Annotated in this window: 12 protein-coding genes; 8 read left to right on the top strand and 4 right to left on the bottom strand. The window is 47.7% G+C overall.

Annotated elements, in window-relative coordinates; genetic code table 11:
- The 5 genes from BUB81_RS00275 to BUB81_RS00255 all read left to right on the top strand — a co-directional run bounded on the left by BUB81_RS00275 (nucleotide 1) and on the right by BUB81_RS00255 (nucleotide 4246).
- Complete coding sequence (locus tag BUB81_RS00275) at nucleotides 1-960, top strand: lipase secretion chaperone (RefSeq protein WP_073316644.1); 960 nt, start codon at nucleotides 1-3, stop codon at nucleotides 958-960.
- Between the two features lie 143 nt (nucleotides 961-1103).
- Complete coding sequence (locus BUB81_RS00270; RefSeq protein ID WP_139241460.1) at nucleotides 1104-1397, top strand: hypothetical protein; 294 nt, start codon at nucleotides 1104-1106, stop codon at nucleotides 1395-1397.
- Between the two features lie 264 nt (nucleotides 1398-1661).
- Complete coding sequence (locus tag BUB81_RS00265; RefSeq protein ID WP_175555750.1) at nucleotides 1662-2690, top strand: serine hydrolase domain-containing protein; 1029 nt, start codon at nucleotides 1662-1664, stop codon at nucleotides 2688-2690.
- Between the two features lie 169 nt (nucleotides 2691-2859).
- Nucleotides 2860-3366, top strand: a complete 507-nt coding sequence (locus BUB81_RS00260; RefSeq protein WP_073316641.1) for a cytochrome b/b6 domain-containing protein — start codon at nucleotides 2860-2862, stop codon at nucleotides 3364-3366.
- Nucleotides 3367-3493: 127 nt separating this feature from the next.
- Nucleotides 3494-4246, top strand: a complete 753-nt coding sequence (locus BUB81_RS00255) for an SDR family oxidoreductase (protein ID WP_073316640.1) — start codon at nucleotides 3494-3496, stop codon at nucleotides 4244-4246.
- Between the two features lie 121 nt (nucleotides 4247-4367).
- Here BUB81_RS00255 and BUB81_RS00250 read toward each other — a convergent pair whose 3' ends face one another.
- The 4 genes from BUB81_RS00250 to BUB81_RS00235 all read right to left on the bottom strand — a co-directional run bounded on the left by BUB81_RS00250 (nucleotide 4368) and on the right by BUB81_RS00235 (nucleotide 9879).
- Complete coding sequence (locus tag BUB81_RS00250) at nucleotides 4368-6788, bottom strand: hypothetical protein (RefSeq protein WP_073316639.1); 2421 nt, start codon at nucleotides 6786-6788, stop codon at nucleotides 4368-4370.
- A 183-nt stretch (nucleotides 6789-6971) separates the two neighbouring features.
- Nucleotides 6972-8549, bottom strand: a complete 1578-nt coding sequence (locus BUB81_RS00245; protein WP_073316638.1) for a cisplatin damage response ATP-dependent DNA ligase — start codon at nucleotides 8547-8549, stop codon at nucleotides 6972-6974.
- A gap of 2 nt (nucleotides 8550-8551) precedes the next feature.
- A complete protein-coding gene (locus BUB81_RS00240) occupies nucleotides 8552-9574 on the bottom strand; it encodes a ligase-associated DNA damage response exonuclease (protein WP_073316637.1) in 1023 nt (340 codons plus the stop codon).
- A gap of 86 nt (nucleotides 9575-9660) precedes the next feature.
- Nucleotides 9661-9879 (bottom strand): prefoldin domain-containing protein, encoded by a 219-nt coding sequence (locus tag BUB81_RS00235; protein ID WP_139241459.1) that lies wholly within the window; start codon nucleotides 9877-9879, stop codon nucleotides 9661-9663.
- A 12-nt stretch (nucleotides 9880-9891) separates the two neighbouring features.
- Between BUB81_RS00235 and BUB81_RS21885 the strand changes: the two genes are divergently transcribed.
- From BUB81_RS21885 to BUB81_RS00225, 3 genes are all read left to right on the top strand, one after another.
- Nucleotides 9892-10116 (top strand): hypothetical protein, encoded by a 225-nt coding sequence (locus BUB81_RS21885; protein ID WP_139241458.1) that lies wholly within the window; start codon nucleotides 9892-9894, stop codon nucleotides 10114-10116.
- Nucleotides 10117-10184: 68 nt separating this feature from the next.
- Nucleotides 10185-11087 (top strand): glycosyltransferase, encoded by a 903-nt coding sequence (locus BUB81_RS00230; RefSeq protein ID WP_084526066.1) that lies wholly within the window; start codon nucleotides 10185-10187, stop codon nucleotides 11085-11087.
- Nucleotides 11088-11198: 111 nt separating this feature from the next.
- A complete protein-coding gene (locus BUB81_RS00225) occupies nucleotides 11199-13655 on the top strand; it encodes a ligase-associated DNA damage response DEXH box helicase (RefSeq protein ID WP_073316634.1) in 2457 nt (818 codons plus the stop codon).
- The last annotated feature ends 3 nt before the right edge of the window (nucleotides 13656-13658 follow it).

Raw genomic sequence — 13658 nt, 5'->3', positions numbered from 1 at the left:
GTGCGAAAAAGCGTAATACTGATTGCGCTTTTGGTGCTGGTGGTGGGGTTAAAACTCACCACCACGTCAAAGCAACAACAACCTGAAAGCGATGTTGAAAGGGCAATCACGTCAAACAAGATGGAATCGACCCCGGCGGTTGATTCAGATGACAGCACACAACCTTACCATTCAATTAACCCTGTTCCCTCAGAGATCCTGTTTACATTGCATGCGGGTTTAAAGGACGAGTTTGACGCCTTTATTTTTGAACGAGAAGGTCTCGGAACAGACGCTATTCTGGCTGAATACCGGGAAGCCAAAATTCAACAAGGTTACGACGGCGAACAGCTCGCTGCTTACATGGATTTGTTTACGCGGTACGTGGAATACAAAGTGGCTTTGCTGGCTCTCGAACCAGAAGATGCACTGGCTACACCGGACCTGGAAGCGATTACAGCAAGAATGGACGCGCTAACACAGATGCGCTACGACTTCTTTTCGGAACCGGAGTATGAATGTCTGTTCGCCGATGACGTCGCGTTTGATCTGGCTGCTTTTGAGCGCCTGAGAATATCTCAGGATCCTTATTATTCCGAAGCGCAAAAGGCGGCGCTTATTGAGCAGCAATTGGCTGCGCTACCCGAGTCTCAAAAGCAAGGTTTTACAGACTCTATGGAAGTAAAAGCATTGCGTGAACTAGCCATTCAATATGAAGGCGAAACTTTGTATAACGCCGCATCGGCAGAGTTCGGCGCCGAGGTGGCAGCTCGCCTGCAGGCAACAACGGAAAAACGTCAGGCCTGGCAGAAAAAGGTAAAGAGTTACAAGCAGTGGCACAATGCATTGCAACAAGACCAGCAAATGACTGATGCAGAGCAACAACAGGCTATTGAACAATACATGGCAACACATTTCAGCGACGCAGAGAAAAAGCGCTTGCGGGTTTTTCTGGAAAACCCCGAGTTACTTGGCATATAACAAGTAAGAATAAGGGGCTCTGTATTCCCAAACTTCCTAAGTGTGTACAAACGGGTAAAAAGTCCGGCGTATCAGCACTAAAATCCTGAATTAATACCATAAACTCACGGTGATACTATCTGGTACAACGTGGAGTGATGGTTTTGTTCAAATACACTGTTCTGACTGGCATTATTATTTTGCTGTTAGGTGGCTGTTCAACGAATTCTGCACCGCCTTATGAGCGAGGGAAAAGCCCCGAAAGCCGAACCGAATACAATGGAATAAAGGGTTTGGCACAAAAGCAAAAAGATCAGAACTACCTCATGTCTTTGGCGTTGCAGCGTCAATGTGATGCGGCTCGCATCGACCTGGCTGTCGCAAAATCCACGGGTGATGAATATGGCGAACAAGCCAGTCAGGCAATTATTCAAAAGACGTGTGTGACGAACCCCTAGGTGTAAATCACAATCAGATATTCAGCTTTGATAGCGAATGTGATTCACTGGAAATACTTGTTCAACTGCGCTAAATCATCTTTAAGGCCAGTGGAGTAGTAGAGTATTAAAGCCTCTTACTTAACACCTCCCTACTGGGTCAAAAGCAAAGATTTCAAGGAATGATTGATGTGTTATTCAACTCATTTAAAAAAACGTAAAAGACTGCGTCTTTTTACGATGTTCATAGCTTGCGTTTTCGTTTTGGGATGTTCAACGCCTAATATGACTGAGCAGGATAAACAGGTTGAAATAATCAATGAAGAAGTTGGTAAGCTCATTGCTAACACTAAGATTAGTGCAGTATCCGTAGCATTCGTAACAGAAGGCGTCGTGAGTACATATCATTACGGTGAATTTTCCGATGGCTCAAGTCCATCCGACAATATCCTTTACGACATAGGTTCTATTACCAAAACGCATGTCGGATTAATCTTAGCGCAAGCCGTATCTGATGGGCTCATAGAACTTGATGCGCCAATCTCTCGATACCTCGATAGGGTTAATAAAGAGGCATTACAATATCAAGGCGTAGAAATCACAGTCAGGCATTTAGCGACACATATCTCTGGACTACCAACAGATCTATCGTGTGATGGGGCTAACCTCTTACCAGATGAAAGGTTGACATGTTTTATTGCCCACGATGATGAAAACCTACTCAACATATTAAACGGATATACACTTCAAGAAAAACCAGGAAATAGATATCGTTATTCAAACGCAGGTGTTCGACTCATCGGTATCGCACTGGAAGAGCTATACAATGCGCCGATAGAGCAACTTCTCAAGCGCTATGTCTTTAAGTTTACAGGGCAAATCGAGACCTTCGCTCACTTTTCTGAGAGTGAACGTGCAAGGTGGATACGAGGGGTACATGAAAACGGCCTCCCGACACCTGACGCGTCTGACTACTTTAATGCGGCTGGAGGCCTAAAATCCACAGTGCCAGATATGGGCAGATACCTAAGTTATTATCTCAACAGCGACAATGAGATAGCTGAAAAGGCGCTAACTTTACTGGCTGGAGACGAAGACGGGTTAGGCAGAGCCTATATTTGGAATACGTTTAGATTAGATTCAGAGGGGCAATATTATCACGGTGGTGGAACTTTCGGCACGTCAGCCTGGATATCCATATATCCCAGAGAAAGACTAGGTATATTCCTCGTTACACCTTATGTATCTGACTCGGCACAAGAGCAGCTAAATATAACGGCCAATACAATCATCGAAAAATATCGTCAGAAGTGAACTAGTACAGCTTAATCAGTTGATGTTGCTCCAATGATATCCAACAAATTTTCGTTGCTCACTGTTTGTTCAAAGCGGCGGACTTTCACCTTATTTTCACCCGACTTGGTTTATTGTTGACTGCATACCATTTTTTAACTGAATGGCACTCGCCTCGAAATAACGCCCTATGCTAACTAAAAGCTATTTAACAGACCGCCTTATTCACTGGGTATCCGCTATTTTGCTGATATTTATGCTCATGAACCTTTCCACGCAACTTCATAATATAAATTGGGACATTAAAGGCCAGTTGCTGCATCGTCAGGATGCCGTCGAAGCGCATGCTGAGGTTGGTCTGTTACTTATCGCCCTCACTATCGCAAGGTTATTGTTTACCTGGTTAAATAAAGCCAAATTAAAACGAATGGCACCGCGATCAAAAAAGCATGCGCTAATGATCAAAGGTACACATACTGCTCTCTATGTCTGCCTGATTGGTCTGGCAATTACCGGACTAGCTATGATTAACCATTACGAAATCCCGTTAACGGTACTTGGCGTTGAACTGCCACCAGAAATAGTCGCCTTCTATGATTTTTTCCCCAAGGTTCACCAAATTCACATGTTGCTCAAACAGGCAATTTGGTGGCTACTGGGTATCCATATTGTCGGCGTCGTAATGGCCAGACGCTAAAAGCCGACTTTGCAGCAATAGATTCTATTACCCTCCTATAAGTGGTTTGGCTTTGCGCAATGTCGCGTGTTACGGTGGCTGTTTTCCAGGATTGTACATCCATGGTATCAGCTGCACAGGACGCATTATGAATAATAAAAAAGTTGCCATTATTACTGGGAGTGGTCGAGGTATTGGTGCGGCAACAGCAAAGCTGTTTGCCACGAACGGATATGCCGTATGCGTCAATTACAAGTTGAATGCTAGTGCTGCCAATGCGGTGGCAGAAGAGATCAAGGCTTCAGGTGGCACATGTATAGCGGTTCAGGCTGACGTTTCGCAAGAAGATGATGTTACCCGGTTGTTCGATACTGTTGACCATCAACTCGGTGTCGTTTCTGTTCTGGTGAACAATGCGGGCATACTAAGACAACAAATGCGCCTGGAGGACATGAGCGCAGACAGAATAAATGCCATCCTCATGAATAACGTTACCGGGTACTTTCTGTGTTGTCGTGAAGCCGTGAAGCGGATGTCCACGCGCCATGGCGGAGTAGGGGGCGTTATCGTCAACGTGTCGTCCGGCGCTGCTCGCACGGGCTCTCCCAATGAATACATTGATTACGCTGCATCAAAAGGTGCAATTGATACCTTAACTAAGGGGTTATCTGTTGAGGTAGCGGCAGAAAACATCAGAGTGAACTGCGTTCGGCCGGGGTTGATTCATACCGATATGCACGCAGACGGCGGCGAGCCAGAGCGCGTAGAAAGACTAAAAAGCAAAATCCCAATGCAGCGTGGTGGGCAGCCTATTGAAGTCGCCGAAGCAATATACTGGCTGGCCTCTGATCAATCTTCCTTTGCAACCGGTAACTTTTTGGATTTAACCGGGGGATTGTGAAGGCTGGTTTATCCCCATTCCAGAGTACAGTTATCTTTCTGAATCAATGACGGGTAAGTAATTTGGGTAAAGTAAATCCGGTTATTCATTTTTGCTCATAAGTAAGTGAGCATTAACCATTTCATTCGATAAGCCGCGCTTTTTGAACAATATTATGTGATACGGTTTGGAGTTCATCCGAGTCGCAGCCATACTTTTTAATAAAACGTTGTATTTGTTGAATCCCTCCGGCTCCATTTACCCAAGACGTATATCGTTGTTCACCCGAGTAACCGGTATTGGCCCAGTGTTTCGCAAAAAGACTGCCGTATTCTTTCTCAGTATAAACTGTAAATGTACCGATTGCGCGTTTCGACACAGTAATATCATCTTCATATTCAACATTAGTGAACGACAAATCTGTTTTCATCGGGTTTTTAATTGATGAGTAGCATAGTTCAGAATAGGCTTCAAAAAACGACACGTAGAATCGGCTAAAGAAACGATTGGTGGCATTGAGTTGGTACAGCTTCCCTTTATGGAAAAAGTGCATAAGTGACAGGTAGTCGTAGGAATAATCCAATTCTTCCCACGGCACTTGCACAACTCTCCATTTGTTCTGCCGGTCGGCAATGAGTTGTTTGCATGATGATAACGGGCAATAAGTGTTTTTGGGTTGCTCTGAAAATCTAACGTTAACCTTGCTAGCCCCAGGGCAGTAGTAGGCATATAGTTCACCCAGCGCACTGGCTATATTACGAAACTGAGATTCAGCAAATACATATTTAGGCTGGGCCTGCTGCGTGTATTGTTGCTCCATCGTTACCCCAATTATGGGTTCACTTTCGCACCATCCAGTGTGATTAACCTTGAAGCCACCGTACGAAGTGTTAAATCCTACGGGGAGTTGAGCGTCTTCATCCATTGCTTGAAATCGGTTTGTTAACTCTGGCTGTGCGTCTTTTGTATACGTACCGCCAATAACCGGAAGGGAAGATAAGGTAACTTTGCCCACTGAAACTGTATGATAAGGTACTCTGAGCCCAGGGTATTCTTTGTGTTTTACCAGTAACCGAATATTTGTTAACGACGTTTGCTTACACAACGTGTTGATTGCGCGATGCGCGTAATTGAGCAGTGTGACTATGTCAGGTAAATCTTCCACATTGTGAGTTTTGTAAAAGCGCCGTAAGGGCTTTTCAGGGATGTACTCTTCAGCATATTCATAATCATCGAGATTCTTGTAAAAACTCAAATACATTTGCGCTTCTGAGGTGCAATGCCCATTAAAATCAAGATCGACGGCAAGCGCTGTATTGGTAACCCTCAGAGAAAAGCGTTTGTTAACGGGAGATAGTCTGCGCCCGTTCTCTGGGGAGGTATTAGTAACAACAATCTTGTAGTGATCGCGTTTAAATACGCGTTTTTTGGGGCTGTCAGAACTGGACTCCCAAAGCGTTGTATTCCAGCTCTCTTGTGCCCAAAATTCCTCGTCGGTAAGTGTTTGAGGTGTGTTTTTTTGTTTGGCAGGGGGAGGAGACTCGGGCGCTTCTTCGTATTTCTCTTGATGAAATAAATCGGTATATTCAGCATCATTGTCTGCTAAGAATGGTTGTAATTTTGCGCCTCGAATGTGGGGAAATGTTGCACGAAACCAGCTGTTGTTTTTGAAGCTAACCTCTACGCCTAGTTGTTCTTCAGAGAGTGCATAGAATGATATTTTATCAAGAGATTCGATTAGGTCGCCGCATTTTGTATTCGAAGAAGACCAGTTGCCGTCGAAACGTAACAGGTTGCCATTATTGTGGATGGTTCCCCTTTGAATCGTAACAGCACACATTTCTCCCGATGATGAATCGAGTAACGAAATCAAGCCGCGGTATTGCCCTTCTGATGCCTGTATATTGCCTGCTGCTGCAAGTGAAATATGATTTATCGGTGGCTTTGTTTCATTGCTAATCACCGAGGGTTGCCCCCAAACCACGATTTTGGAAAAGCGACTAAATGCTGATTCTGGTAACACCTTCAGGTTAAAGTCGTGAGCAATGGCGCTGTGCACATGGCTGGAAATCACTTGTTTTGGAAAGAAACGCCCCTGATGTAACACTGCCTTGTAGTGGTTGTGGTTTGAAAACGCGATGTCGATTCCCAACAGATTTTTGTGCAAAGCGTGAAGTTGCACCTGCTCAATGGCAATCGTGTCTTTGCAGTACTGTTGCCAATCAGGTTTTTTAACCTCACCCTTTTTATCAAGGCTCATCGCTAGTGTGGCGTCAAAAAAGCGGGTGATGTCCTGACTGGCTGCCTGGGTTTGAGCAAGTTGATAACGGCAAGACACGTTGCGTTTGTCACGTAGAAGGTTTATGTGCATAACGAACGAGGAAGGGAAGTCTTCCGACCAGCTTTTTTTCCCAAAGCTCAGGCTGTTAATTACGATATGGCTGGCCGCTTGTGTTTCAATTACCCGTGAGGGTTTAGTAATAAAGCGACCATAATTAAATGCTTCAGCAAAACCACTACAGAGGCAAATAAATAGAACGAGTGCCAAAGGCCATGTCAACATTGTGAAGTATCCTTACTTTTTCACTCAAATATGCATCCTTATGTTGCTCAATAAATATACATTAATAAGTGTGGTAAGTATAAACAAAGGTGCTAGCAACAAATTTTGGCTTATTGAATCGCCGAAGCACTCTATGGCATCGCAAGGCGCCCAAACCGTATATGCGTATAAGCAAAACCAGCGTCACCGAATCAACCGTTTCACCGCATCCAGGGTATCAGCTTCGCTGGCAGGTTTATCCCAGCGAATACGGTGAACGCGGGGAAAGCGAAGGGCCACGCCGGATTTGTGGCGGGTTGATGGGTGCACTGCGTCGAAGGCCACTTCCAAAACCAGGGCTTTCTCGACTTCACGTACCGGCCCGAATCGCCCGGTTGCGTGTCGCCGTATCCAGTTGTCGAGCTTTTTCAATTCATCGTCTGTGAAGCCAGAATAGGCTTTGCCAATGGGCAGTAATTTGTCGCCTTCCCACACGCCAAACGTATAGTCGGAGTAAAAGCTTGAACGTTTGCCGTGACCGCGCTGGGCGTACATGATTACCGCATCGGCTAACAGTGCTTCGCGTTTCCATTTAAACCACTGGCCAACGGGTCTGCCCGCAGTGTAGGGGCTAGCCAGGCGCTTTAGCATTAAGCCTTCAACGGAAGGATCGTCTGCGGCTTGCCGATACGCTGCTTCGAGCTGCTCTGCATCGTGTATCGCCAACATCGGTGACAGCTGAAAAGCCGGTTGTTGATTGTTGGCTACCCATTTTTCCAGATACTCACGTCTCACATCGAGGGAATGTCGGGTAACGTCTGATTGCTGGTATTTCAAAATGTCGTAAAGCATGACGCCGGCTGGGTGGGATGCAAGCAATGCCTTGGTGGGTTTCTTGCGGTTGAGCCGCTGTTGCAACGCGTTAAAGCTATCGATATTACCGTCTTTCATGATCAGTAATTCACCGTCTACCACGCCATGAAAATGCAGTTGTTCCAACACATCGGGAAAGGCGTGACTGATATCATCGCCGGTGCGGCTGTATATGGCTTTTCCATTAGCATTGCACACTAACTGTACGCGAATACCGTCATATTTGTGCTCAATTTGCCATTCGTCAGGTTGGGCTTTAATTGCCTCTAGGTCGTCATCTTGTACCGGGTGTGACAGCATCACCGGGTGAAACGTCACTGCATTGGATATATCGGGTTTAGGTTGTTTGCCGTCCAGCCACGCAAACAATTCAGCGTAGGGAGGAGCAAGGGCGTGCCACAGTTGTTCGATCTCTTCGACCGGCACCTGGCCATAGGTCGCCAGGACTTTCTTCACACTGCGTGCCGACATACCGACGCGCAGTCCCCGTGTGCCTAATTTGAGAAGCGCCCATCGTTGCGGTGGCGTCATAATCGACAGGTAGTCGGCAAGTAGTGCACTGACTTTTTGTTTAGACACCTGTTGGAAGGCGGTTACCAGTTCGTTCAGCGTCGGCAACGTTGCAGGTTGCTCGGTAGCATCAGGCCATAGGTGCGCCACCGTTTCACTGACTTCGCCCACGTAGTCATAACTCATCGCGAACAGGTCCGGGTCAACCCGGCTCAGCATGAGTTGTTTTACAGTATGTCGTTTAAAAAACTCAAAGCGCAGCGTGCCGGCCAGTGCAGCAATGGCCCAGCCGCGATCCGGGTCGGGAGTATTCTTTAAGTATGCCAGTAGCAACCGCTGTTTCTCATTGCTGGCTGTGGTGTAGTAGAGGTTTTCGAGTAATTCACTGAATGCTTGCATGGCTAATCCTGCGTATCGGATTCGTAACCCACCATACTCAAAGCCTGAGCTGTTCGGCCTTGCTGTGTTAACGCATGTAACAGCGCATCTTCACGGCCATGAGTGATCCACACTTCATTCGGGTTAACCTCTTCAATTGTGTCGAGTAGTGCTTGCCAGTCACAGTGGTCCGACACAACCAACGGAAGCTCAACCTGCCTTTGTTTAGCTCTGGCGCGAATTTGCATCCAGCCTGACGCCATGGCTCGCCTCACATTAGGCAGGGTACGTGACCAGCGGTCACTCAATGCAGAAGGCGGTGCCAGCACAATATTGCCAGCCAGTGATTGCTTGTCGCTCACCTCTGCGACGTCAATTAACTCACCCAGCTCAATGCCCTGGCGTTCATATAAATCACACAGTTTACGCTGTGCGCCATGCAGGTAAATGGGCGAGGTATAGCCTATCGCTCGCAATGCCAGTATGACCCGTTGACATTTACCCAAGGCATACACACCCACAAGGTGACATCGTTCCGGAAAGACAGCCAATGAGTCCAGCAGTTTCGCCATTTCCTGCTCGATGGAAGGATGCTTAAACACCGGCAGAGCGAAGGTGGCTTCGGTGATAAATACATCACAAGGCACGGGTTTAAACGGGAGGCAGGTAGGATCTGATTGTCGCTTATAATCGCCGGATATCACCACCCGGGTGCCCCGATAGCAAAGCAGGATTTGCGCTGAGCCCAAAATGTGGCCTGCCGGATAAAACACACAGGTAACCGGGTCGTTCGGTGAACCCAGCGTAATTTGTTCGCGGTAGTTTACTGCTTGCGTCGACCCAGCCATGTCTTCACCATAGCGGGTTTGCATAATAGCCAGCGTACTTGCTGTGGCGGTTACCGATTGATGCCCGCCAATGGCATGGTCAGCGTGCGCGTGGGTAATTAATGCATGCTCTACGGGGTGAAGCGGGTCGATGTAACAGTCGGCAGGTTCACAATAGAGTCCTTGTGGTTGTTTGTGTAACCACTGTGAAGCGTCCAAAGTAAAATATCTCCCGGTCAGGCGTTAGCGTTTTGATGTCGTCTATAAACATTTATACGCCTGAGGTGATATTTGGATTGCCCCCGTTAGTAACCGCCTTTCACGATGTAATATTCGCCGTTGTAAGTCAGTGAAACGTGTAGCGCAGAGACTTCCTTAGCGGTCTTTCTGCCAATTTTTTTGTCAGCCTCCAGACAGCGATTCTTCAGGTAAGCCATGCCGTCAGCAAACGGTGCCTCAAACAACACATTTTGTGAAAACCGATAACACTTTTCGTTGTCGTCGTAATTCAGCAGCGATTTCATGGGGAAGTCACCATGAGTGCGCCCAATGGTTGGCAGACTGTCATTGTTGCAGCCAGCAAGTGTAAAAATAAATATGTAAAAAACAGCGGTGCGAAGCAGAGTCATGTGTTGGTTACTTTACTGATAAATACGGCCTGCCTGTATCATACCAAGCAATCAGCGATTTTGCGCGATTGCCGGAATTGCCGCGCTAACCACGCAGATAAATTTGCTTGCATAGTTTTAGAAGTGGTTTAGTATGAATTTTGTACAGCAGCATAGTACTAAAGTATTATCCTGATAATAACAATAAATAAGGATGTTTTATGACTACATCTACTAACCGACTTTGCGTGATCTCCGTTTCTGACTATGAAGCAGGGGAGCAAAAAACCTGGCAAGACGAACTGGCGCTGTTAGAGGCGTTATCAAACCAGGATATCGACGAAGACTTCGACGTGGTACTGGTTGAAAGCACGCAGGTGAAGGATCAGCCTGTGCCCGATCAGCTCTACCTGTATATTCCTCAGTTAAAAATCCTGTATTACGATTCCATACAGTCAGCGGTGTTGAAGGATTATGGTGTCAGTCAGTGTCCTCATGAATATATTGCTGTGCTCGAATCTGATTGTACGCCCACGCATAACTGGTTACGTGAGTTAATGACGGGGTTAACGTCTGGTGATTACGCGGCTGCCAGCGGTAGAACCTATTACGGTGAAGACAGCAGTTACCGCCGGGCTTGCAACTTATTGCACCGGGCGTGGGACGATCCCGGTCACTCAGGACAAACCGACAAAGTATCGAATAACGGGGCTATTTACCATCGAGAGATACTGCAGTCTTTTCCATACCCGCATGCAGCCACCCCGTTTTTATCGGCAGAGTTGCGTAACGATAGAATTAGAGAGGCGGGAAACGTATTTTACATGGCACGCGAAGGCGCAATGCAGCACGCCATTGGCGGTCTGACGTTTCTGTGGGATTTGCAGCGTAATAAAGGGCATCAGTGCATGTCGGTCAGCGCGCACAAGAGTCTGTCGTTGTTAATGAGAGAAAAGCTGAAACTGGATTGGTTCCACGCTAAACGCATCGGTAAACAATACCTTCGCTGGTATGACTGGCCGTTGTTTGTGTTCCTGTCATGTTATGAGGTCGTGCCGCATTTGGTGGGGGCGCGCTATGCCAGAGAAGAAGTCGAAGTCATTCCGGGTTCTTCGTATCGATAACTATTCTGAGAGTGAAATTGAAAAAAGCGCAACTTATCAATATGTTTGGTAATCTTTTCATGCGCTCCAAGCGTATACAAAATTCACTTAACTTCGCTTAACTTCAACGTCATGTCACTAACGCCTGAGTTCGAGCAGTGGTTCAGCCAACAAGGCTGGACCTTTCGAAGCTACCAATCTGAGATATTCGACAAGGCGTTGCTCCAACAGTCTGTGCTACTGATTGCGCCAACCGGTGCAGGTAAAACCCTGTCAGGGTTCTTACCCGTATTACATCAGTTGAGAAATGTAGACAGTGAGTATTTACATACGCTGTACATATCACCACTTAAAGCCCTGACACAAGATATTCATCGAAACCTGTTACGGCCTATCGAAGAGATGGACCTGCCAATCAAAGTGGAAACGCGCACCGGTGACACGCCGTCACACAAGCGGCAACGGCAACGCAAAAAGCCGCCGCATATACTGTTAACCACACCCGAATCACTGATGTTAATGCTGTCGTATGCCGATGCGCCGCAGATCTTTGGCAAACTAAAAACGGTGATCATTGACGAAGTACACAGCCTGACTGGCAACAAGCGCGGTGATTTTACGGCACTGGCGCTGGCCAGACTGGAAACACTGGCACCGGGCTTTTTGCGCATTGGTTTGTCTGCCACGGTGGCTGAACCCGCATTAATTGCCAGTTGGTTGGGGCCTACCGGTGACCCTGTCGATATTGTGAAAGTAGAAGAGCAGCAGCGGCCTGACATTCAGTTGCTGGAGTCTGAGCAACGCATGCCCTTCGGCGGTTTCATGGCCAAATACGCAGTAGGGGATATCTACAAGGCGATATGCGATGCACAGACCACCCTGGTGTTTGTGAATACCCGGGCACAGGCCGAGCTGTTGTTTCAGTTGTTGTGGTCTGAAAACAGTCAGGCATTGCCCATCGCGCTGTATCATGGTTCGTTAAGCAAAGAGCAGCGGCGCAAAACCGAAGTCATGATGGCCAGTGGCATGCTGCGCGCCATTGTCACGACCTCGGCACTCGAGTTAGGCATTGACTGGGGGAATGTTGACCGGGTTATTCAGGTGGGCGCGCCCAAGGGCGTAAGCCGCTTATTGCAGCGAATCGGGCGGGCAAACCACCGTTTTGAGGAGCCGAGCAAAGCATTACTGGTACCCGCCAATCGGTTTGAGGCACTGGAATGTCAGGCTGCCATGACCGCCATTGAAAAAGGCGAACGCGATGGTGACATGCTGCACACTGGTGCACTGGATATTTTGCCGCAGTTTATTCTGAATTGCCTTTGCTCGCAGCCTGCCACCAGAGAGGAAATTTACCAGCAGGTACTCAACGCGTTCCCCTATCAGAGTGTGTCGGACGATGAGTTTAATCAGCTATGGCAGTTTACCGTGGATGGTGGCTATGCATTGCAGGCATACGAACGCTATCAGCGTTTAGTTGAACTGGACGATGGGACATATAAGCCGGCGAATCAGCGGGTCATCCAGCGGCACCGGCAAAATATCGGTACCATCGTGGAAGCCGGTAAGTTAAAAGTCAAACGCATCCGGCGCGGTAATCAGGGCAAAATTATTGGTGAAGTCGAAGAGTATTTTGCCCAACAACTCACGCCCGGTGACACCTTTCTGTTTGCCGGAGAAATGCTGAAATTTGAAGCCATCCGCGACATGCAGGTGCATGCTAAACCGGCCAAAGGCAAAGACCCCAAAATCCCCAGTTATGTGGGTGGGCAGCTACCGCTCTCCACGCACCTTGCAGATGGTGTGAGGGCTCTCCTCAATACCCCCAAAGCGTGGCGAACCCTGCCCAAACAAGTAAGGGAGTGGCTGGACCTGCAACGTGCATTTTCTGTGATCCCCAGCCCACAAACTGTGTTGATTGAGCAATTTCCTTACCGGCAGGCGTTCAGTACTCTGTATTATACCTTCGAGGGGCGCAAAGCGAATCAGACGCTGGGGATGCTGTTAACCCGCCGTATGGAAAAGATGGGGCTGAAGCCCCTGAGTTTCAGTGTTACGGATTATGGACTATCTATTAGCGCACTCAATGCGGTGGAGTCATCCCATATTGAACGGTTGTTTCAGCCGGATGTACTGGGCGACGAACTGGAAGACTGGATGCTCAATGCGCCTATGCTAAAACGTTCTTTCCGGCAGGTTGCGATTGTGAGCGGGCTTACGGAGCAGCGCTATCACAGTACGCATAAAACCATGAAGCAGGTGACGTTTTCGACCGACCTGATTTACGATACCCTGCGGGAATATGAACCTGATCATATTTTGCTGAAAGTGGCCCGCGATGACGCTGAGCGCGAGTTGCTGGATCTACGCCGTTTGGCAGACATGCTAATTCGCTTTGTCGGCAAGACCGAGTTTGTTAATTTGCCCCGTGTGTCGCCCATGGCGATTCCTATTGTGCTCGACGTACGCAGCGAGCAAATAAAAGGGGCGGGTGAGCAGGCGCTGCTGGATCAGGCGGCATTGTATGCTGAGGCAGAGTCCATGCTTGATGAAGTCAGAGCATTACTGGCGAGCGGTCACAATACGCAATAAGCA

This window comes from Marisediminitalea aggregata (genome assembly GCF_900129565.1).
Taxonomy (GTDB): Bacteria; Pseudomonadota; Gammaproteobacteria; order Enterobacterales; family Alteromonadaceae; genus Alteromonas; species Alteromonas aggregata.
This window is presented reverse-complemented; position numbering and strand designations above follow the sequence as displayed.

What these genes read in the sequence shown, in the direction of transcription:
- BUB81_RS00230 (WP_084526066.1), top strand. Translation starts at nt 10,185, where the DNA reads ATGACTACATCTACTAACCGACTTTGCGTGATCTCCGTTTCTGACTAT.
- BUB81_RS00225 (WP_073316634.1), top strand. Translation starts at nt 11,199, where the DNA reads ATGTCACTAACGCCTGAGTTCGAGCAGTGGTTCAGCCAACAAGGCTGG.
- BUB81_RS00260 (WP_073316641.1), top strand. Translation starts at nt 2,860, where the DNA reads ATGCTAACTAAAAGCTATTTAACAGACCGCCTTATTCACTGGGTATCC.
- BUB81_RS00255 (WP_073316640.1), top strand. Translation starts at nt 3,494, where the DNA reads ATGAATAATAAAAAAGTTGCCATTATTACTGGGAGTGGTCGAGGTATT.
- BUB81_RS00250 (WP_073316639.1), bottom strand. Translation starts at nt 6,788, where the DNA reads ATGTTGACATGGCCTTTGGCACTCGTTCTATTTATTTGCCTCTGTAGT.
- BUB81_RS21885 (WP_139241458.1), top strand. Translation starts at nt 9,892, where the DNA reads ATGAGTGCGCCCAATGGTTGGCAGACTGTCATTGTTGCAGCCAGCAAG.
- BUB81_RS00235 (WP_139241459.1), bottom strand. Translation starts at nt 9,879, where the DNA reads ATGAAATCGCTGCTGAATTACGACGACAACGAAAAGTGTTATCGGTTT.
- BUB81_RS00245 (WP_073316638.1), bottom strand. Translation starts at nt 8,549, where the DNA reads ATGCAAGCATTCAGTGAATTACTCGAAAACCTCTACTACACCACAGCC.
- BUB81_RS00265 (WP_175555750.1), top strand. Translation starts at nt 1,662, where the DNA reads ATGACTGAGCAGGATAAACAGGTTGAAATAATCAATGAAGAAGTTGGT.